We start from the raw sequence: 21,186 nt of genomic DNA, 5'->3' as shown, positions 1-21,186 counted from the left end.
GTTTTTTATGAAATTACTAAATAGTAAATTATTGTTGTTAACTATCTTAACAGTTTTACTGGCTGCGTTTATAGTAACTGGCTGTTCGCCTGAGGAAGGTAAGGATGCTGGTGGTGATCCCGGTATGGAAGACGCGGAAGTTGAAGTTGATGAAGATGCTGATCTAAACTTTGGGATGATTATTAAATACCCGGGCACTCCTTACATAGAGGCTTTTAGAGAAGGTGCAGAGAACAAAGCAGATGAGCTAGGTGATGTTCATGTTGATATAAGGGATGGACAGGCAGATGCCGAAACTATAATGAATCTTATGGATAATTACATCACTCAGGAGGTAGATGGCTTGATTATGGCGGGGGCAGTGGATCTACAGGCTATAGTTCCCGGTATAGAAAGTTTAAATGAAGAGGATATACCTGTAATGGCCCTTGATACATCCCCTGAAGGTGGAGATATAGAGCTATATATTAATTTTGACATCCATGAAGCTACCACAAAAGCAGCTGAAGATTTCATTGAAGGTATAAAAGAACGTAATGATGGAGAAGTGCCTGAAGGAGTGGTACTTGAGATTACAGGATCTATGCAGGATATGTTTGCTCAGGCTTCAACAGAAGCCTTTAATGAAGTTATAGAAGAATATTCTCAGCTAGAAGTGGCCCAGGGTGAAGGACACTGGAACAATGATGATGCTTTTGAGAGAACAAGCGACCTTTTGACAAGGCATGGTGACGAGGTGCTGGGTGTATATGTTCATACACCTGATATAATGGGGCCTGGAGCGGTTAGCGCTATAGAAAGTCACGGCGAAGATCCGGCCGATTACGGAATAACCGGAATCTGTATGGGACCAGAAGGCCTTGATTTAATTAAAGATGGAAAAGTAAGGTCAATAGTAGCACAGCCTGCATATTCTGCTGCTAAGCTTGCAGTAGGGTACTTAAATGACCTTAATGAAGGAAAAGAAATACCAAGGCCCGGTGATGAAGTAGATGATGAGGACGCTATTTGGGCTCCGGCGCCCGTAGAAGAAAACCCATGGGCTGATGAAGGTGGATACTTGAAGCAGCAGGGACCTTTAGTGCCCCATGAAGTAGATCCTGATGATGAGAGGCTTTGGGAGAATAAACTGGACCATCTCTGGGATTAATATAAACTTACTTGTTTAGAAATGTATTAATTACTAATTGAAGCGGCCTAATTTCTTTTGGTGGGCCGCTTCATTAAATTATATTAACTTTGGAATAATAATCTTAAATTAGGCATACTATAATTTTTGGACTATAATGTACCTTTAAATATAAAAGCAGTTTATATAGATAGGAGTGCTATATATGTTAATAGAAGGGATGTCCCTTGGTTTTGACGATAGAGTGATAAGTGTTGTTGGAGGTGGGGGCAAAACAAGTTTTATCTTGCGTCTTGCAGGAGAATTAACAATGGAGGAACGAGTTATCATTACAACAACTACCCAAATGGAGCATCTTTGCCCCAAAAAAGTTGATAAATATATTATTTCAGATGATTTGAAGCAGGTAAAAAAAGAATTAAAAACCATAAATCCAGATGATAAAACTATTTTCTTGGCCTCTAAAAAAATTGCAGGAAATAAAGTAGAAGGTGTGCCTACGAAATGGATTAAGGAGCTTAAAGAGTTTGTAAAGACTGAAGGTCTAGTAGAAAGTATGATCGTAGAAGCTGACGGTGCCAAAAGAAAACCGCTAAAAGGTGGTTTTTTGGAAAATGAACCTGTGATACCTGGAGGAACAGATGTGGTTGTAATGATGACAGGGATTGATGCAGTAGACAAAAAATTAACTGAAGAACACGTTCATAGAGCAGAGCTAGCAGCCAAAATAACAGGGTTAAAAATAGGAAGTGTTTTGAAAGAAAATTATTTTAGAAAGATCATTGAATACACATCACTTAGAGCTAGTAAAATGTCTTTTGATGCAAGAGTGATATTATTTATTAATAAAGTTGATACCGAAAAAGAATTAAACAAAGCCCTGCCCATTGTATCTAAGTTAGCAAAATCAGACAAAATAAAATTTGATAGGATAATACTTGGGACCTTAAAGGCAATGAACCCGGTACAGAAGGTGCTTAACTAGGTTATGAATAAACTGTGCTATGACAAACTATGATGTATTTTGGGCTTTACTTTTTTCTGCTTCTTCTTTTTCGTCTTCTTTATTCTGCCAGGCTCTAATTAGAGAAGCTGCACCCTGGATGAAAAATCCACCTGCAACCCAGTAATAAACAAACTCAGGGTACAATAGGATTAAAAATCCGACAGCAATATAAATGACCCCAGTAAATACTAAACTGGCTCTGTGAGTTTTATTAGTATCATTACTCAAGTTATCCACCGTCCTCACAAAATTTTTGTTATATAATGTTATTTTCCAAAAGAATGAGTTTGGACTGGTACTTACCAGGTTTTCCTTAACGCTTCTCCAAAAATATGGAAAAAACACTATGTTGACCAGAATCCCTGCCAAGAATAAGCTGATAAGGTAAGTCAAGCTAGAATAATAATCACCCCAGGTGAGTAAAAGTCCAATCTCGTCCATGAATAACCCAAGCCCAGTCCCGTACAAAAAGGCTATATGCTGCTTTTTCAAAAACTCTGATCCAACCAAAGCAAGCCACCCTGCTATACATATAAGAGCGATTCCAAAATAAAAATGGTGAATATGATAACCAAAAAGTATTATATTTCTGCCTATATAAAAATCTACCTCTGGAGTTAATCCGTGTTTTGCAGCATCTGCGAACTCACTCTCAGCAGAGCCGGCTATTAGTACTGCCATCCTAATACCGATAAAGGCAATGAAATAGGAAATTGTTATTATAAATGGTATTTGCTTTTTTTCCAAGCTATCTGCCTCCAAAATTTATGACTACAAATTAAAGAAAACACCACAAGAAAACACCACTTGAAAAAGATTATAAAACATAAAAAAAGAGGTTTTCAACCTGTGATTAATATGTTTAAAAAATATTTACATGCTTCGAAGCCGCTCTATTCTATCTTTAACATCCGGATGTGTAGAAAAAAGACTACTTTTTCTTTTGCCGCTAAAGCTCATCACATCTGTCTGCTCGCTGCCTACAGCACCTGCACTATCCTCCAAAGAAGGATTAACGATAAACAGCCCTTTAATGGCATCGTTGTCTAGTTTTGTATCATCTTTTTGCATACCGGAGATTTTTTCAAGGGCGCTTGCAAGTGCTTCAGGATACCCTGTTAATTCAGCACCACTTGCATCTGCAAGGTATTCTCTTTTTCTTGAGATTGCAAACTGTATTATCCTTGCCATTAGAGGGGCAATTATAATCACTACAATCAAAGCAAGAATTTGAATTACAGCGGCACCGCCTTTGCCACTGCCTCCTCGTCTAGAGCCTCCACCCATGCCAGCACGGCCAAATCTACCCCAAAAAAGACTCCTTCTCATCATATGAGCCACAAAAACTATAGTCCCTGCAAGTACTACGGATATAGTAGCTACCTTAATATCGTAATTTTTAATATGAGCCATTTCATGTGCGATAACTGCTTCAAGCTCTTCCCTGTTTAATCTATTCAAAAGTCCCCTTGTCACCCCAACGATAGCATTTTTGGGAGAAGAGCCAGCAGCGAAGGCATTAGGAGTATCAGTTTCTATAATATAAGCTTTGGGGGTATTAATACCTGCTGCTATACTAAGCCCGTCAATTGTGTGATAGAGATATGGCTCTTGTTCTCTTGTAACCTCTCTTGCTCCTGTCATCTTGGCGATTACATTTTTGCCAAAGAAGTTACTAATTATAAACATAACAACAAAAACAACACCGAACAGTATTCCCCAGGTTACTACATCTCCGGTATATAATCCGAGTAAAAAGGCTACTGCAGCAAATAAAAAAATATACAGCCCGAAAAGCAAGTAAGTTTTTAGTTTGTTGCGCTTAATGTGTTCTTCAATAAGCATTTTTAGTAATTACACCTCACTTTACTCACCTTAAATATATCTGCATTCTTATTTTTCTTTTACTCGTCAAAGTTCACCTCAACAGGCCTTCTTGCTTCTTCAGTTTCAACTTCGAAATATTCCTGCTGTTCAAAGTTTAGCATGTTTGCAAAGATTACAGCAGGGAACTTCTGAATCGCAGTGTTAAAAGCCTTAACAGTTCTATTGTATCTTTGTCTAGCATAAGCAAGCTTATTTTCGATAGCGGTCAAATCTTCCTGTAAAAGCTTAAAGTTTTCGTTAGCCTTTAACTCCGGATAGTTCTCAGAAACGGCGAATAAGCTCTTTAATGCACCTGCCATTTGATTTTCAGCTGCTTCTTTATCTTTAAGGGTACTAGAATTCATCCATTTTGTGCGGGCTTGGGTAATATTTTCTAAGACCTCCTGTTCGTGTTTCATATAACCCTTTACAGTATTAACAAGGTTTGGGACAAGGTCGTATCTTTTTTGCAGGTGTGTGTCAATGTCGCTCCAGGCTCGGTCTACGTTGTTTTTCTTAGATATTAGACCGTTATAAAGTACAACAACATATAATATTATCACTCCTAAAACAACCAATGCGATAATCATTTTTCATACCTCCTTTGAATTTATCTTTGCACCAGAATCAATCATTTATTTTCCATTTAATCATTATACTTCATTATATTAGTTTTACTAACTCTTTTCTATATTTATTTTTTATACTTATATAATTTTGTGATGGTAACAGGAATTTGATTTATTTAGAAGAATATATAATAAACAATCCTAATATAGTATAATGGACTCTATGTAATATTGAATCTGATGTAATTTTGATGTGTTTAATACATATATTGCTTAATGTGCAGCCAATAATGGAGGAGTGAATTATGCCATTGCAAAAATACTTAATTGATAACTTAGGAGATTTATCTATATTGTTTGAAGGAATAATGAATAGCATCCACGATGCTGTTTTTTTAATAAGCATAGACGATAATAATAATTTTTTCTATGAATATGTAAATGAAGCATACAAAAAACAAACCGGGATAAAAGATATAGATCAGGTAATTGGGAAAACTCCTGTGGAAGTGTTTGATAAAAAAACAGGTGGCTTGCAGGTGTCAAAGTATCAAGAATGCTTTAAAACTAAAAAAGAATTAAACTATCAGGAATCAATAAATTTTAAAGAAGATGATAAAACCTGGCTTACAACTCTATTTCCCATTGTAAAAAATGATAAAGTAGTTAAAATTATTGGTGCTTCAAAAGACATATCAAAAAGAAAAGAAGTAGAAAGTGCCCTTGTTCAAAGTGAAAAATTTAGTAATACCATTATGTCGGCAATTCCAGATATAATTGTTAGACTTAATAGAGATGGCAAATTTCTTGATATTAACGCACCTGATGAATTAATGCTTTATATAGCTGAAGAAAATGCAATTGGTAAAAATATATCCGAAACACTCCCTCGAGAGGTGGTAGATAGGGTGTGCTATTCCATGGAGGAAGCTATTGCAACCGGCAAAATGCAGAGAACAGAGTACAAACTGGCTATTTTGAACGGGGAAGAAAGATATTTTGAGGCGAGGCTCGTACCCACTAATAATGACGAAGTTATTTCTATTATAAGGGACATAACTGAAAACAAGGAAAACCAGGAAAAGATCAATCAATACACAGCAGAAGTTGAACTAAAAAACTTAGAGTTAGAAAATCTTTATAATAAGCTAGATGAAGAGCTCCAAAAGGCAAAGCAGATCCATGAAAGAATATTGCCCGAATCTTTGCCTGAGCTCGAACAGGTTTCTTTTGGGGCTCATCATTACCCTGCAGAACGGTTAGGAGGAGACTTTTATGATGTTATGGAACTTGATGAAAAGATAGTATTTTATCTCTCTGATGTAACCGGTCACAGCCTTGAAGGGGCAATGATGAGCGTATTTGTTAAAAACACAATCCAAAATTATGTTAACTTAGTAGAGGAAAAAGAGATAACACCTGAAAAGGTATTAAAATACCTTTCGGATCAATTTGGTAAAGAAAATTATCCTGATGACTACTTTATCTGTATTTTTGTTGCTGTGCTGGACTTAAATACACTAGAGCTGACCTATAGTGGAGTTGGGTTTCAGACCCCACCCCTTCTTGTTATTGATGAAAAGCTTAAAGAACTAAAAAGCCAGGGACTTCCGATATCGAAGGCATACCCGGCAGATATTATTGATTTTGGCGAAAGCTCCTGTACTCTAACCGAGGGAGCTACTTTGTTAATCTATACTGACGGTCTTACAGAACAAGAAAATATGGGCAAAGTATACGACGAAAGATTGCGATCAGTTTTTTATGACTATTGCTATTTGTCCCCTGAATTTATTGTCGAGTTTTTAAATGAAGACTTTAGACGTTTTAATGGTGGCTCTCTTCAGGGGAATGACGATATCACTTTTCTTGTTATGCAGATCAACACGTTAAATACATTATGATCTGATAATCTGATCCTGTTCGGTTTTGCATTGTACTTCTTATAATTAAGCTTCATATAGTGCTTCTTCTATAGCTTCTAATACGATTTCCCCCATGATCGGATGGGGCAGCGGCAGATCTGTAATATCATAGGTAGATATAGCCTTACTGTATGCCAGGGTGGAGAGGGGGATTAGCTCCGATATATTATCCCCTATAATGTGTATACCCAAGATTATATTTTCTTCTGGATTAACTAATACCTTGACAAAACCTCTGTCATATCCAAGGGAGAGTGCTCTTAGATTGTATCTAAAATCAATTTTACCAACTTTATAAGGGATTTCTTTACTTATAACATCCATCTCTCTAAGTCCTACAGCAGATATTTGCGGATTAGTAAAGAACACATAAGGCATAGTAGAATAATCTATGTCTTTTTTTATACCAGATATATTAACTGCCGCTGTCCTTCCTTCTAATATGGCTGCATTAGCAGACGTTATCCCCCCTATAACATCTCCAATAGCATATATTCCATCCACCGATGTTTTCATCTTTGAATCAACTTTTATATACCCATCATCTTTACAAGATATCCCAAGCTTATCTAAACCTTCAGGGAATTTTGGAATGCTTTTTCCGGTGAGAAGAACCCGGTCAAAAAGTTCTGGGTCACTGTTTTCAAACTCTAACTTGACTTTTCTATTGTTTATATTGCTTCTATCGTTGTCCTGAGCCTTTTCGTAACTGCAGTTTGTGACTTTGGTATTGGTTTTAATCTTAATACCATGATGGACAAAGCTATCATAAAGATAACTTCCTGTATCTTTATCACATAGAGGCATAATCCTATCCAAAGTTTCAAAAAGAGACACATCCTTGCCTGTAGATCTAAAAAAAGATGCAAATTCACAGCCCTCTACATCAGCACCTAAGATTGCTATCTTATCTCCCGTCAACTCACCCGCTTTGCTTTCTTTCATAGCATGCTGATAAGAGATAAATCCTTGTCCATCTAGCTTGACGCCCTCCACTGGTGAGACAGGGACATTTCCTGTGGCGATGACAATATTTTTTGTATGTATGTTTTGAGTATGGGTGCTTGTTATTATTTTGATTTTACCTTCATCAAGGACTTCTGCCTCTCCTTCAATTACGTCTACACCGCACTTTCTTAACCTATCATGCCAGGCAAAAGATGCATTTTGTATCCTTTCTGGCAAAACTTTTTCGTCATCTGAGAGCAGCACTTTCAAAGGGTAATAACCTTCATTAATAGCATCACCTCCGGGGAAGTTCTTTTCGACTAACGCAGTTTTTAGCCCTAGCTTTGAAGATTTTACAGCACAGGCAATACCTCCTGGCCCACCGCCAATAACAGTCACATCATATTTCATTAAATTTTCCCCCTTCTTTATTAACTTACACTTTTTTGCAAAATTTTGTACATTTAATTATTTTATATTTATGGTATCATTTTGTAGGGAGGATTTGTACTATGATTAAGGAATTTTTTATAGAATACCTGGCTGAAATATATTTCATATACGGATTGTCATTTATTATAATGGCTATTGCTATAACCCTTCAGGTTAAAGATTATTCAAGTAAGACAATTGTAGGGAACCTGTGGCTATTAGCTGTTTTTGGGTATTTGCACGGGGTTTCTGAATGGAGTTACTTTTACATTCCTTTCAGAGAGTCTCATTTTTCAGAATTTGTTTTAGAACTTATAAATTTAAACCTGGTAGGGATTTCTTTTGGTTTTTTATTATTATTTGGTCTAAAATTTCTGTATGATCTAAAAGGCAACGAAGTAATAAAATATATAATATATTTTTCTATCTTTCTTATTTTAGTTTGGCTAGGCTATTTTGTAATTTATAGGTTGATTTTGATTGGGGAAAACACAGAGCTGTGGTTTAATTCTGCGCAGATAATAAGCAGGTACTTTTTTGCTTTTCCGGGAGGACTGATCTCTGGGATAGCTTTTTATCTTCACAAAAAACAGAATAAAGATAGACTTTACAATAAAAATGTATCTATGAATTATAATATTTTGACTTTTTCCCTTATTTTGTATGGAATTTTTGCAGGGGTAATTGTACCTGAAGGATATTTTTTCCCGTCCTCTGTAGTAAATATGGACGTATTTTTCAGGCTGGTAAATATACCTGTGCCTCTCTTTAGGACTTTTTTCTGCTTATTAATCACTATTTGCATTATTATTATTTTGAGAAATATCCAGTCAGAGAATTTAGCAAAGCTCAGCAGGATAGACAGCGAAAATGCAATTCTTTTAGAAAGAGAAAGAATTAAAAAAGACCTGCATGATGATGTTATCCAATCTATATATGCAGTAGGCCTTGGTCTTGAAACGAGTATAGACGACATTGAAAATGATGAATATGATAAAATAAAATCACAGGTAGAGAATTCGATTGACAGCTTAAATAAAGTTTTATCTAATCTTAGGCTTCATATTGAAGACCTAAAAACGGCTGAATATGCCTCACAGACACTTTTGGACCTGTTAGAAAAGCTTAAAGATAAGCTAAACTATAATATGGATATCAAAATAACTAATAATCTAAAACCATCTCTGGTGGTGCCTCCAAATATAAAAGCAAACTTATATCATGTACTCAGTGAGTTACTAATCAATGCTATAAAGCATTCAAGGGGTGACCTTGTGACAATAGAGCTAAACCAGGAAAAAGATAAATTAGTTATAATTACACAAGATAACGGAAGAGGGATAGATCTTAACAAATTAGAAGAAAAGCAAAAAAAAGGCGACAAACTAGGACTGATAAATGTTAAGGAAAGAATGAATAACTTAGGTGGCAGCTTTTGGCTTACAACAGAGAACTCAAAAGGTACCAGGGTTAAATTAGAAGTGCCACTTGATTAAATTACTTGAGGGGTGAGGGGTTTTGTATAAAGTTTTGATTGTTGATGATCATGAGATTGTTCGTATTGGTCTAAAACAACACTTAACGAGGGATGATAGGATAGAACAAGTAGATGAAGCAGCAGATGGCGAGAGTGCTATCAACAAAGCAAAAGAAGGCAATTATGACGTAATTATAATGGATATCAGACTGCCAGACAAAAGTGGAGTTAAAGCATGTGAAGAGATTATGAATAATAACCCTGAAGCAAATGTTGTAATGCTGACAGCTTATTCTGATGATGATGCTTTAATCGAATCCATCCTTGCCGGAGCATCAGGCTATCTGCTAAAGGAGGTTAAAGCCAAATCCCTTGTAGATACCGTCGTAAAGGCTGCTATGGGTCAGCCGCTTTTGAGTAACGAAATAACCCAAAAAGTTATGGAAAGACTACAAGAGAAAAATGAAAATAAAAGGAAAAAAACCTCTGAAAGACTATCTCCTAGAGAATTTAATATATTAGAATTAGTATCAGAAGGAAAAACCAATAAAGAAATTGGTGAAAAACTATATATTAGCGAAAAAACTGTAAGAAATCAGCTTAGCAGTATTATGAGTAAATTAGATTTAAGTAATAGAGCCCAGGCTGCGGCATTTTATGCCTCAGAGTTAAAAGATAAAAATAGCTAACATAAAAAAACAAATAAAAGGATTGACGAAAGGCCTAAAACACACAATGCGTCCGTGTGGTGTTAAGGCCTTTTTTATTTGGGAAACCCTACAAGTACAATCGTACTATGATCAATAGTACGATTGTAACTAGCAATTACCTGTGCAAATTAGTTAAAATAAGAAAAACGATATGAAGTTTCGTATATTTTAGAAGGGGGCTTTTTTTAAAAAAATGAGAGGGGGAAGTAATAGTGAAATTTAACAAAAGAGGGGGATTAATGCTTGTGATTGTTCTAGCTTTATCATTAGTAGTTGCTGCTGCCGGTTGTGAGAAGGAGGAAGTAGCTGACATACCAGAAGATGATTCTTTGGAAGGAACTTACGTAGGTTATTCCTGGCAGGGGGAAGCAGACGGAGCAGAATTAGATGAGGCAGAAAGATACATCGAGACTATCCTAGAACTTGATGAAGATGGAATTATTCAAAATGCAAAAATGCGTTATTTCCAAATGTATGATGGATACTGGGGAACACGTAATGACGATGCAGCAGATATCTGGGTTGATTTTGAAGAAGAGCCTACTTTTGCAGATACAGAAGGTGAAGACTTAGAAGAAGGGAACTCTATGTTTAAGATTTCAACAAACAACATGATGTCCTTATGGGCCGTAGAAGTAGATGAAGATACAGGACAAACTGCTGCAGTTATAGTTGACCCATGGACAAGGTTCCAGTTTGAGATGAAGTTTGATGAAGATTACGACTTCGAGAACACTACAATTGGAGAAGGTCTAACTGTAGGAAATGAAGATCAGTTTATACCCACAAAGAGAACCGGCGGATCAGATATGCCTGATTGGGACGAGTTAGCAGACAATACCATTTTTGATATTGATAACTGGAATCATGTTGTTAACGATTATGGAACTTTTGAAGGAATGGATAATGACACCACAGTAAAAGAGTTTTTAGAAGCTATGGGTGTAGAATTTGAAAATAATACACCTGTACCTATGGGTGTAGAATACGGGTATCACAGCTTAGGTGGTTGGTCAGGTAACTACGATGCTATTACCGAATATCTTGAAGGCCAAGATGCTACTGAGCTTACTTCCTTAGTAGATTGGGAAGTGGACAGATGGGGAGATGCTGTCAATGAAGACAATGTATTTGGAGTAGATGTACCATCTGGTGCAACAAACACAGCTCAAGATTCTATCGATACTATAACTGGCGCAACTGTAAGAATGTCTCGTGAAAGTACATCTTACCAGAGAGCACTTGTTAATACCGGAATCTTAGCTGAAGATGAAGTTGTTATTGGTCGATTCTAGATATAACTTCTAACTTAATTAACTAAAACAAAAACAAAACAAGCCCCCGAAAAATAAGCCAGCAGTTACTCTTTAGTAGCTGCTGGCTTATTTTTTATGATAAATTTAAATTAAAATAATATTTCGGGATTGATATAAACTTTTTTAAAACCTGATCGTATTACTTAATAGATAAAAAAATAAAACCAAATACTATTGCTAAACATATATGACATTCATTATTGGAATTAGAGTCAGGTTTTTTAACAGAGGTGGGTACTTTTGGGAAGCAATGACTATCTAACTGATTATCTATCAGATGAAAAAATTGTCAAGAAGATACTAGAATATGGAGATAGCTCTTTCTACTCTGAGATCGTAAATAGATACTCAAAGGGGATTTTGACTCTTACAAAAAGAATGGTCAAAAACAGCCAGGATGCAGAGGACCTTGCCCAGGAGAGCTTCATAAAAGCTTATCAAAAACTTGATACTTTTGATGCTAAGTACAAATTTAGCACCTGGATATACAAAATAGCTACAAATACCTGCCTCGATTATTTGAAAAAAAAGAAAGATATTCTTTTAAAAGATGATGACAGTATGCAAAAGTTAGAAAGCACTAATGGATCAGAAGGGCCAGAAGAGAATTTGATCCAAAAAGAACAGCTAAACTACATGGAAAAAGCAATAAAAAAGCTCCCCCACGAATTCAGGGCTGTAGTGGTTCTCTATCACATTAATGGCTTTAACTACAAAGAAATAGCAGAGATTCTTGATATAAATCAATCAAAAGTAAAGAACAGGTTATTCAAAGGGAGAAAACTTCTCCAAAAAGAGCTTGTTTTTTTGAAGGAGGTCGATGATGATTAAAAGATATCAAAGATGCGATGAAAGTGCTATAAATCTATATCTAGATGGCATGCTAGGTAGTGAAGAAAAAGAAAAGCTTAGTTCCCATATAGAAAACTGCCCTAAGTGCGAAAGGCGGCTAGAAGAGCTAAAAAATCTTTATTCTAGCTTTGATGATGTTAAAAAAGCAGCAGTACCGGTAAATTTTGAAGCTCAAGTGATGGAAGAGATAAATAGCAAACCTATCCCAGAGTTAGATAAATCTATTTATAAAAATAGAATTTTAGTTGGGGTAAAAATTATTTTCATTGCGGCATTAATAATACTACAGGGGGCATTGTTTAGGGAGCAGATTATTACAGAGGTTAGTTCGATGCTAGCTGCTTTTTCGAGTGTTAGCAGTTGGATAATAAGTCAAGTTCTATCTTTTGGAATATATATTCTTTCGCTCTTAGAAGCTCTGCTGGCATTTGCCCAGGTTACTTTTGAAATATTTTTTGGGATATATAGTTCGATTTTCGAGATATACTTTACATTATTTATATTGTCCTTGGCTGTCTTGTTGTTATTATACCGAACCCTTGCAAGAATTGTATCAAACTGAATTACGATTAAAAACAAAACTTTACTTTGATCATATGTTTTGCAGTTAAATTGCATCTATTTTAACTTTTATAAGGAGGAAGATTAATGAGAAAAAGATTAGTAATTTCAGTATTTATTGTGATGTTTTTTGCTTTAATATTTCAGGGTGCTGGGATAATAGAAAACAGTTATGTTAATGCAGTTGAAGGAAATGAACAGAGTCAAGAATTGGAAAGAAGAGGCGAAATAGTCAAATTTAGTGGAGATGTACATGTTGAAGCGGGGCAGATAATTGAGGGCGATGTAGTTGCCTTTAGTGGTAATGTGGTGGTTGATGGAGAAGTAGAAGGAGACGTAATAGCTTTTGCCGGTGATGTCAAGATAAATGGTGTGGTTCATGGGGATGCTATTACAATGGGAGGAGCTTTGACAGTCTCTAATGATGGCACCCTTAGAGGCGGTGAGATATCGATACAGGCAGGAGGTGTGATTGACAGATTGAGTGCAATTGGTGTGCATGCCCCGGGTATGATGGCTCTTGGTAATGTTTTTGGAATGGCTATTAGGATAGTGTCTTTACTTGGGTTTTTGGTGATAGCTTTTCTTGTGGTATCTCTAACTAAAAAATACATTGATAACATGTCTGATTATTTGGAGAGAAATATTGGCAGGATTCTTCTTATAGGACTTATAGGGCTGGCAGTTTTTCCAGTGCTTCTTCTTGCTGTAGCACTGACAATAATAGGTCTTCCTCTGGTGCCATTTTTGATTATAGGATTTTTTGCAGTGGTATTTTATGGCTATGTAGCCCTTGCAGTGCTAGTAGGTAGATATATTCTTAATCTATTCAAAACATCTCAGACTATTGCAATTGAGTTAATTGTAGGCTATGTGTCTCTGTGGTTAATACAGCAGTTACCTTTAATTAGTGCCTTTATTTATATAGCTATTGTGATTATCTCCTTAGGCCTTGTCATAGATACGAAGTTTGGCACTATGAACCCCTGGTTCAAAAAAACCGGGTAATGTACTTTTCATTCATCTTATTCCTTTAATAGATCCTCGGGATTTTCGGGGGTCTTTTTTTTTGGCACAAAAATTGCATCTATATTACATGTAGTACTAAATAAACCACAGATATGTTAACAAATTAAACACAAAATAGGAGGTTTTGTTTTATGAAAAAGGATTTAACAGCTTTATTTAATCCAAAATCTATTGCTGTTGTAGGTGCTTCGCAAAACTTAGATTCCATTGGAGGAAGACCTTTAAGATACTTTAAGGAACACAACTTTGAGGGAAAGGTATATCCGGTTAATCCTAAATATGATGAGATGCACGGGGTTAAATGCTATAAAAGTATAAGCGATATTGAAGATCAGGTAGACGTAGCTCTTATTATAGTTAACTATAAGCTTGTTTTGCCGGTACTTCAGGAATGTGTCCAAAAAGGAGTAAAACATGCCATCGTTTATAGTTCTGGATTTTCTGAAGCGGGAGAAGAAGGTAAAAAGATTCAAGATCAAATTCAGGAGCTCGCCAAAGAATCTGGGATGGGTATTTTGGGTCCTAACTGTCAGGGTGTTGTGAATCTTAGAACAGGCAATACTTCTACTTTTAGTGCATCTATGGAGATAAGACCGCTAAAACAGGGCAATATTGGTTTTGTTACCCAGAGTGGGGCCCTTGGTTATTCAATCTTTAATTCAGCCCAGGAAAAAGGTGTTGGTTTTAGTGCAGTTGTTAGCACTGGTAACGAAGCAGACCTTGAATCTCTGGACTTTCTAGAATATTTCATTGAAGATGAAAACACCAGTGCAATCATGACTTATCTTGAAGAAGTAAATGATGGAAAGCGCTTTAGAGAACTTTTGGAGCGGGCACTTAAGGCAAATAAGCCTGTAATATGCCTTAAAGTTGGAAGCTCAGAAGTTGGCCAAAAAGCTGCAGCTTCTCATACTGCCTCAATGGTTAGCTCAGATACTTCTTATGATACCCTTTTCAAACAAACAGGAGTTATAAGAGTATATAGTGTGGAAGAGATGATAGATATTGCATATTTACTTGAGAAGATTAACAAAATGCCAAAAGGCGATAATTTAGCTATAGTTACTACTTCCGGAGGTGCAGGTATCCTTCTTGCCGATAGGGCTAGCGACAAAGATATCAATGTTCCTTCTCTTGGGGACAAAGCTCAAGAAGAAGTAGAAAAATATATCCCCGCTTTTGGCTCAGCCCTTAACCCTGTTGATGTAACAGCCCAGGTGATTAATGAAGCAGAAAACTTTAAAGGAGTCTTAAATTCCCTGGCAGACGCACCAGAGATAGATGGCATCATTGTAGTTATCAGTATGATCTATGGTGAAGCAGGTAAACAGATGGCAAAAGATACTGTAGAGGTCTTTGACAAAATAGATAAACCGTTAACAGTTACCTGGCCAGCGGGAGATAGATTGATGTCTGATAACTTTGAAGTGCTAGATGAGGGAGATGTTCCCTGGTACAAATGCCCTGTGAGGGGTCTTGAATCCCTATCCAAACTGATGAAATACAGCAAAGCCAAAAACAAAATATTAAATGCCAAAAAAGATGAATCTAATGACTTTGACCCTGATATCAAAGAATCCCTCAAAAAGGCTTTTTCAAACAACAACAGTGACAAAAACTTGGGTGAGTCAGAAGGGAAAAAGATTCTAAAAACCTGTGGCCTGACAGTTCCAGAAGGTGGCTTATGCCGTGACAAAGATGAAGCCATAAAGCTATCTTCATCACTTAAGTCTCCTCAGGTTATGAAGATCGACTCCCCGGATGTACTGCACAAGAGTGATATAGGGGCAGTTAAGCTAAACCTTGATTCGCCTGAAGAAGTAGAAAAAGCCTACAACGAAATAATGAAAGCAGTGAAAGAAAACTCCCCTGATGCAAAAGTCAACGGAGTATTGTTAGAAGAGATGGAAACAGGAGAAAAAGAAGAGGTTATTATAGGGGTCAAAAGAGACCCGAAATTTGGTCCTATGGTAATGTTTGGTCTAGGGGGAGTATATGTAGAAGTACTAAAAGATGTGGCATTTAGATTTGCACCCCTTACCCACTCTGAAGCTTTGGAGATGATAAAGGAGATTAAGAGCTTTAAAATCCTTGAAGGAACAAGAGGTAAGAACAAAAAAGATATTGATGCCTTGGCAGATCAGATAGTTAAAGTAAGTAAACTTGCCTCATTGTATGAAGAATATATAGAAGAACTAGACATCAACCCCCTTGTAGTACTAGACGAAGGAAAAGGGGTTAAAGCCTTAGACGCGCTACTCATAAAGAGATAGTATGATTTCAATATTTGCCTCACATACCATCTTAATAACTACTATTGGCATGTGAGACAAATTAATAATTGATTCTGGTGCAAAAAGTCAAATGAAACAAAGTTAGGTGAATAGACTTTTTGCACCGGAATCATAATTTAAAACTTATATGAACAATGTACGTTCAAAACTTAAACATACATAGTTTTGTAATTTAACATAAAACGATATTTTCCAGGGACTTATCAACAAAAGTATTGTATAATAGTGATATAATTGTTATAATCGCTACAACTATTACAACTGATAGTATTAAGAAAAGAAAGGGTGAAAAATAATGGAAAGTCAAAATGAAAAATTAGTCGTAATTTCGCCCTACAAAAACTTTGCTGACCTTGCGCGCAAAATAGCCAGAGAAGAAAATAAAGAAGTGGAGGTTTATAATGCGGTCTTAGATGAAGGAGTAGAAATTGCAAAAAGATACGAAAATGATAAAAAAACTGTAATTATCAGCAGAGGCGCTACAGGAGCTTTAATTAAAAGTAAAGTGGACGTGCCTATGATACCTGTAGAGATTAATTCCTTTGATATCTTACAGGCTCTAAACGAAGCCAAAAGCCTCGGTGATAATATTGCATATTTCGAATACTTCAAAAGAAAAAATAGATATGATTTTGATAACATGAAAAATATAATAAACCTAAAAAATAAAAACCTTGAATTCTATTATTATAAAGACCAAGATGAGTTGGATAGCCAGATAGACAAAGCTTTTGAAGACGGGACTGAAGTTGTGGTTGCCTCGGGTATGTGTATTCTTGAGAAGGCCAACAAAAAAGGCATGAAAGGTGCCATGGTTTATTCTAACTGGGAAGCAGTGTACGAAGCCTTCAAAAGAGCTGATGAGCTCATGAGAGTCAGGAAAAATGATCTGATACGAAACGAAAGGTTTAAGAAAATTCTTACCCACTCCTATGGTGGAGTAATGGAAGTCGAAAACACCGGCAAAGTAACTTATATAAATGAAAAAGGAAAAGAGCTTTTAAAAATACCTGCGAGTGAACCGATAATAGGAAGGGATATCGAAGAGCTAAAAAAAGATAAGAATGTCTTTAACAAAATTCTAGGTAATGGCGATATAGTTATAAATGATGTACAAACATTAAAAAACAAAAAATGCCTGATTAATAGAATACCGGTAAGATTTGAAACGCAGAACGAAGGCATCTTTATTAACTTTACTGAGATCTCTAGAATACAAAAACTAGAAAACAAAATTAGGAAAAAGCTTCACAGTAAGGGATTTGTTGCTAGATTTGAGTTTTCGCAAATTCATACTAATTCGCCCAAAATGGAAAAAGTCATTGAAAAGGCCAAAAGATACAGTAAAAATGATGCAACTATCCTAATAACGGGCGAGAGCGGTACCGGTAAAGAAATGTTCGCCCAAAGCATTCATAATGAGAGCAAAAGAAAAAATGGTCCATTTGTAGCTATAAACTGCGCTACCCTGCCGGACAATTTACTTGAGAGTGAGCTCTTTGGGTATGAGGACGGTGCTTTCACAGGGGCCAAAAAAGGCGGAAAACTAGGCCTGTTGGAGCTTGCTCATAATGGTACTATTTTTCTTGATGAAATAACAGAAACTCCACCTTCTCTTCAGGCAAGATTATTAAGAGTACTTGAGGAAAAAGTTGTTAGAAGAGTTGGCGGAGAAGAGATAATACCAGTGGATGTAAGAGTGGTTGCAGCCTGTAATGACAATATAAAAGAGAGGGTCAAAAACAAAGAGTTCAGAAATGATCTCTTCTATCGTTTAAATGTTCTAAATCTTAACATCCCTCCCCTTAGAAAGAGGCCTGAAGATATACCTTATCTGATAAACTTATTTGTCAAAGAAATCTGTGAACAAGAAAATGTAACTGTTGAGGAGATTAAGGCAAAACATCTAAACAGATTAAAGAGTTTTAAATGGCTTGGAAATATAAGAGAACTTAAAAACTTTGTAGAAAAGTATGTCCTTTTAAGTAAAGACCAGGATGAGCTTGAATCATTTAGAAATTTGGATGAACTAATTGAGGAGTTGTATCAAGACGATTACGAAATGAGTTCTTGCGAAGATGAGGACGGATTAGATTTTGACGATGATAACAATACCAGGATAACAGTTAAACTTGGCACGCTAAAGGAAATGGAAGAAGAAATAATAAGGCAGGTGGCTAAGCACCATACCAGCAGTAAAGAGGAGCTAGCCTCGCTGCTTGGAGTTAGTAGAACAACCCTTTGGAAAAAACTAAACAGTTGACGTTAAGAAATTGAACGAAAATTATAATAATGAAAAATATAAATTTAAAGGAGAAGGCCGTAACCCCTTATAGTACGGTTTTCTCCTTTTTTTATTTCTTAGCGCTAATTAAGTTGGTATGAAAATTGCAATATTAAATGGCAGAAGGTTAACTTGGGGTGAACTAAATTAAAAAACTATTAAAAACTAAGGGGAGGTTTTTAAAAATGTTGGGTTTTACATTAAATGAAGATCAAGAAATGCTAGCTAAAACAGTAAAGGATTTTGCGACAAAGGAAGTGGAACCAAAAATAGCAGAACTAGATGAGAAGCAACAATTCGATGATTCAATTTTAGAAAAGATGAAGGAGCTAGATCTACTAGGAGTGTGTATTCCTGAAAAATACGGGGGAGCAGGTTTTGACTACGTCAGCCTTGGACTTGCATGTGAGGAGCTTGAAGCTGTAGACACATCTCTTAGGGTTATTCTTTCTGTTCATGTTGGACTTAACAGCATGACAATGCTTACCTGGGCAAACGAAGAACAAAAACAAAAATATCTAGCGCCACAGGCAAGAGGCGAAAAAATCGCTACCTTTGGACTTACAGAACCAAATGCAGGAAGTGACGTAAGAGGGCTTCAGACTACTGCCAAAAAAGAAGGAGATCATTATGTCCTAAATGGTGAAAAAATGTGGATCTCACTAGCAGACGTTGCAGACCACTTCTTAATCTTTGCCTGGACCGACATGGAAAAGAAAAAACAAAAAGATTACAAAGGAATAAGCTGCTTCATTGTATCAAGAGACATGGGAATAGAAACAGGCACAATCCACGGTAAACTTGGAGTAAGAGCAGGTAACACTGGTTGGATAGCTATGAACGATGTAAAAGTTCCGGCAGAGAACATGATGGGCGAAGAAGGAGAAGGTTTCAAAATTGCCATGAGTGCTCTTGATAACGGAAGATACACAGTTGCAGCAGGAGCAACAGGTCTTGTAAGAGCCTGTAGAGATGCTTGTCTAAAATACAGTAAAGAAAGAGAAACCTTTGGGAATCCAATCGGAGATTATCAGCTTGTTAAGCAGATGATTGCCAAGATGGTAAGAGACTACGAGACATCAAGGCTTCTTTATCTAAAAGTAGGCTGGATGAAGAATGAAGGACTAAGACATACAAAAGAAGTTTCTCTTGCCAAATGGGTAGCCTGCGATGCTTCAGAAGCAGCTTCCGGAGATGCGGTACAGCTTCACGGAGCTTATGGATTCTCTAACGAATACCCCGTAGAAAGATATTACAGAAACTGCAAAGGAGCTGTTATCTACGAAGGAACCAGGGAGATACAGCAGCTTATGCAGGCCGACTATGCTCTAGGCAACAGAAAAGACGGTAACGTAAGAAAAGAACTGCCAAAGTATGATCCGTCAGAGTGGTTAGAAGAATAAAGTGGCTAGAAGAATAATTGGGTGCAAATAAAGGAGTGAATAATCTGATGGCTACAAAGAAAGGTCTTCCCGTCATTAAAAATGATAGGTGTAAAGGCTGCGGTATCTGTATTGAATTTTGTCCTAAAGAGGTACTAAAGCCTACCATTGATGAAACCCCAGAAGTTTCATCAGATGATTGTATAGGGTGCAAGATGTGTCAATTTCGCTGTCCAGATTTAGCAATAGAAGTAGAAGAAAGGAGGGAATAAGACTTGGGTGAAGTTAAATTTTTGCAAGGAAACGAAGCTTGTGCAGAAGGAGCAATAGCTGCAGGTGGCAGATTTTTTGGAGGGTATCCAATAACCCCATCCTCAGAGATAGCGGCAGTTGCTGCAGCTAAGCTTCCAAAAGTAGACGGCTGTTATCTTCAGTTAGAAGACGAGATCGCTAGTATTGCTGCAGTAATCGGTGCCTCAATGTCAGGGGCCAAATCCTTTACAGCAACAAGTGGTCCAGGATTTTCGCTAATGCAGGAAAACCTTGGCGTTGCAGTAATAGGGGAAGTACCCTGCGTAATTATTAACGTATCAAGAGGGGGCCCAAGTACAGGACTTGCGACAAAGCAAGCTCAGGGTGATGTGATGCAGACCCGCTGGGGGACTCACGGGGATCATTCTATTATCGTACTTGCCCCGTCATCAGTTCAGGAATGTTTTGATCTGACAGTTGAGGCATTTAACTTATCGGAAAAATACAGAACTCCAGTAATCGTACTAACTGACAAAACAGTTGGTCATCTAAGAGAGGACGTAGAGATCAAAAAACCAGAAGAACTTGAAATAGTTGATAGAAAGAAACCAACTTGCTCCCCTGAGGAGTATAAGCCTTATAAACCAGATACAGATATGATACCACCAATATCTAATTATGGAGACCCACATCTACAGAGGGTTAACTCTTCGATGCACGGGGAAGAAGGTTTCTTGGACATGTCCCCTGAGAACTCACAAAAAGTTGTTCAAAGACTATGGGACAAAATAGAAAAAAACATCGATGATATCGGTATGATTGAGACATACCATATGGACGATGCCGAGACTGCAATAATATCCTTTGGGATCTCTGCTAGAAGCTCTCTTCAGGCAGTTGACAAAGCAAGAAAAGAAGGCCAAAAAATAGGACTTGTTCAGTTAAAGACGCTATGGCCATTTCCAGAAGATAAGATAAAAGAAGCAGTTAAAGACTGCAGTGACCTGGTTGTTGTAGAGCTAAACATGGGTCAGCTTGCCTTAGAAGTTGAAAGGGTGTTTAGGGATAAAGATGTCTTAAGGATAAACAAATTTTCAGGTGAAGATATCTTACCCGGTGAGATCCTAGAGAAGTTGAAGGAGGTTCCTTCCTAA

At 36.8% G+C, this 21,186-nt stretch carries 18 protein-coding genes; 14 read left to right on the top strand and 4 right to left on the bottom strand.

The features are described 5' to 3' along the window. The first annotated feature begins 7 nt into the window (after positions 1-7). Together ACONDI_RS12120 and yqeC are read left to right on the top strand one after the other, a co-directional pair. Positions 8-1,150, top strand: a complete 1,143-nt coding sequence (locus ACONDI_RS12120; protein ID WP_241078811.1) for a sugar ABC transporter substrate-binding protein — start codon at positions 8-10, stop codon at positions 1,148-1,150. 184 nt (positions 1,151-1,334) lie between these two features. Continuing rightward, positions 1,335-2,114, top strand: coding sequence for a selenium cofactor biosynthesis protein YqeC (gene yqeC / locus ACONDI_RS12115; protein ID WP_241078810.1), 780 nt, complete (start codon positions 1,335-1,337; stop codon positions 2,112-2,114). 27 nt (positions 2,115-2,141) lie between these two features. Here yqeC and ACONDI_RS12110 read toward each other — a convergent pair whose 3' ends face one another. The 3 genes from ACONDI_RS12110 to ACONDI_RS12100 form a co-directional block, all read right to left on the bottom strand. After that, on the bottom strand, positions 2,142-2,882 hold the full coding sequence (locus ACONDI_RS12110) for a hypothetical protein (protein ID WP_241078809.1): 741 nt from the start codon (positions 2,880-2,882) through the stop codon (positions 2,142-2,144). Positions 2,883-3,008: 126 nt separating this feature from the next. Further along, entirely contained in the window at positions 3,009-3,980 is a 972-nt protein-coding gene (locus tag ACONDI_RS12105) for a M48 family metallopeptidase (RefSeq protein ID WP_241078808.1), read from the bottom strand. 59 nt (positions 3,981-4,039) lie between these two features. Further along, a complete protein-coding gene (locus ACONDI_RS12100; RefSeq protein WP_241078807.1) occupies positions 4,040-4,591 on the bottom strand; it encodes a LemA family protein in 552 nt (183 codons plus the stop codon). Between the two features lie 284 nt (positions 4,592-4,875). On the opposite strand from ACONDI_RS12100, the gene ACONDI_RS12095 reads away from it, so the two are divergent. Continuing rightward, positions 4,876-6,474, top strand: coding sequence for a SpoIIE family protein phosphatase (locus tag ACONDI_RS12095; RefSeq protein WP_241078806.1), 1,599 nt, complete (start codon positions 4,876-4,878; stop codon positions 6,472-6,474). Positions 6,475-6,519: 45 nt separating this feature from the next. Here ACONDI_RS12095 and ACONDI_RS12090 read toward each other — a convergent pair whose 3' ends face one another. Then, positions 6,520-7,854, bottom strand: a complete 1,335-nt coding sequence (locus tag ACONDI_RS12090) for a dihydrolipoyl dehydrogenase family protein (RefSeq protein ID WP_241078805.1) — start codon at positions 7,852-7,854, stop codon at positions 6,520-6,522. 101 nt (positions 7,855-7,955) lie between these two features. On the opposite strand from ACONDI_RS12090, the gene ACONDI_RS12085 reads away from it, so the two are divergent. From ACONDI_RS12085 to ACONDI_RS12035, 11 genes are all read left to right on the top strand, one after another. After that, entirely contained in the window at positions 7,956-9,371 is a 1,416-nt protein-coding gene (locus ACONDI_RS12085) for a sensor histidine kinase (protein ID WP_241078804.1), read from the top strand. Between the two features lie 22 nt (positions 9,372-9,393). Continuing rightward, positions 9,394-10,041, top strand: a complete 648-nt coding sequence (locus tag ACONDI_RS12080) for a response regulator transcription factor (RefSeq protein ID WP_241078803.1) — start codon at positions 9,394-9,396, stop codon at positions 10,039-10,041. Between the two features lie 233 nt (positions 10,042-10,274). Continuing rightward, positions 10,275-11,357: a hypothetical protein gene (locus tag ACONDI_RS12075; protein WP_241078802.1), complete on the top strand. Its 1,083-nt coding sequence runs from the start codon at positions 10,275-10,277 to the stop codon at positions 11,355-11,357. A 261-nt stretch (positions 11,358-11,618) separates the two neighbouring features. Continuing rightward, positions 11,619-12,209 carry an RNA polymerase sigma factor gene (locus ACONDI_RS12070; protein WP_241078801.1) on the top strand — a complete coding sequence of 197 codons (591 nt, stop codon included), beginning with the start codon at positions 11,619-11,621 and terminating at the stop codon, positions 12,207-12,209. Further along, complete coding sequence (locus tag ACONDI_RS12065; protein ID WP_241078800.1) at positions 12,202-12,792, top strand: anti-sigma factor family protein; 591 nt, start codon at positions 12,202-12,204, stop codon at positions 12,790-12,792. The genes ACONDI_RS12070 and ACONDI_RS12065 overlap by 8 nt, the downstream gene beginning before the upstream one ends. Positions 12,793-12,878: 86 nt before the next feature. Then, the gene (locus ACONDI_RS12060; RefSeq protein WP_241078799.1) at positions 12,879-13,799 is read left to right on the top strand and encodes a DUF8173 domain-containing protein; all 921 of its coding nucleotides are present in this window, start codon (positions 12,879-12,881) and stop codon (positions 13,797-13,799) included. Positions 13,800-13,951: 152 nt separating this feature from the next. After that, a complete protein-coding gene (locus ACONDI_RS12055) occupies positions 13,952-16,093 on the top strand; it encodes an acetate--CoA ligase family protein (protein ID WP_241078798.1) in 2,142 nt (713 codons plus the stop codon). Positions 16,094-16,409: 316 nt separating this feature from the next. After that, positions 16,410-18,377 (top strand): sigma-54-dependent Fis family transcriptional regulator, encoded by a 1,968-nt coding sequence (locus ACONDI_RS12050; protein WP_241078797.1) that lies wholly within the window; start codon positions 16,410-16,412, stop codon positions 18,375-18,377. A 206-nt stretch (positions 18,378-18,583) separates the two neighbouring features. Beyond that, positions 18,584-19,801, top strand: a complete 1,218-nt coding sequence (locus ACONDI_RS12045) for an acyl-CoA dehydrogenase family protein (protein WP_241078796.1) — start codon at positions 18,584-18,586, stop codon at positions 19,799-19,801. Positions 19,802-19,848: 47 nt separating this feature from the next. Beyond that, positions 19,849-20,052, top strand: coding sequence for an ATP-binding protein (locus tag ACONDI_RS12040; RefSeq protein ID WP_241078795.1), 204 nt, complete (start codon positions 19,849-19,851; stop codon positions 20,050-20,052). Positions 20,053-20,055: 3 nt separating this feature from the next. Then, positions 20,056-21,186: a 2-oxoacid:acceptor oxidoreductase subunit alpha gene (locus tag ACONDI_RS12035; protein WP_241078794.1), complete on the top strand. Its 1,131-nt coding sequence runs from the start codon at positions 20,056-20,058 to the stop codon at positions 21,184-21,186.

Source organism: Natranaerofaba carboxydovora (assembly GCF_022539405.1).
GTDB lineage: Bacteria > Bacillota > Natranaerobiia > Natranaerobiales > Natranaerofabaceae > Natranaerofaba > Natranaerofaba carboxydovora.
Note: the sequence above shows the minus strand (reverse complement) of the source record. Positions and strands in the feature narration are given on the sequence as shown.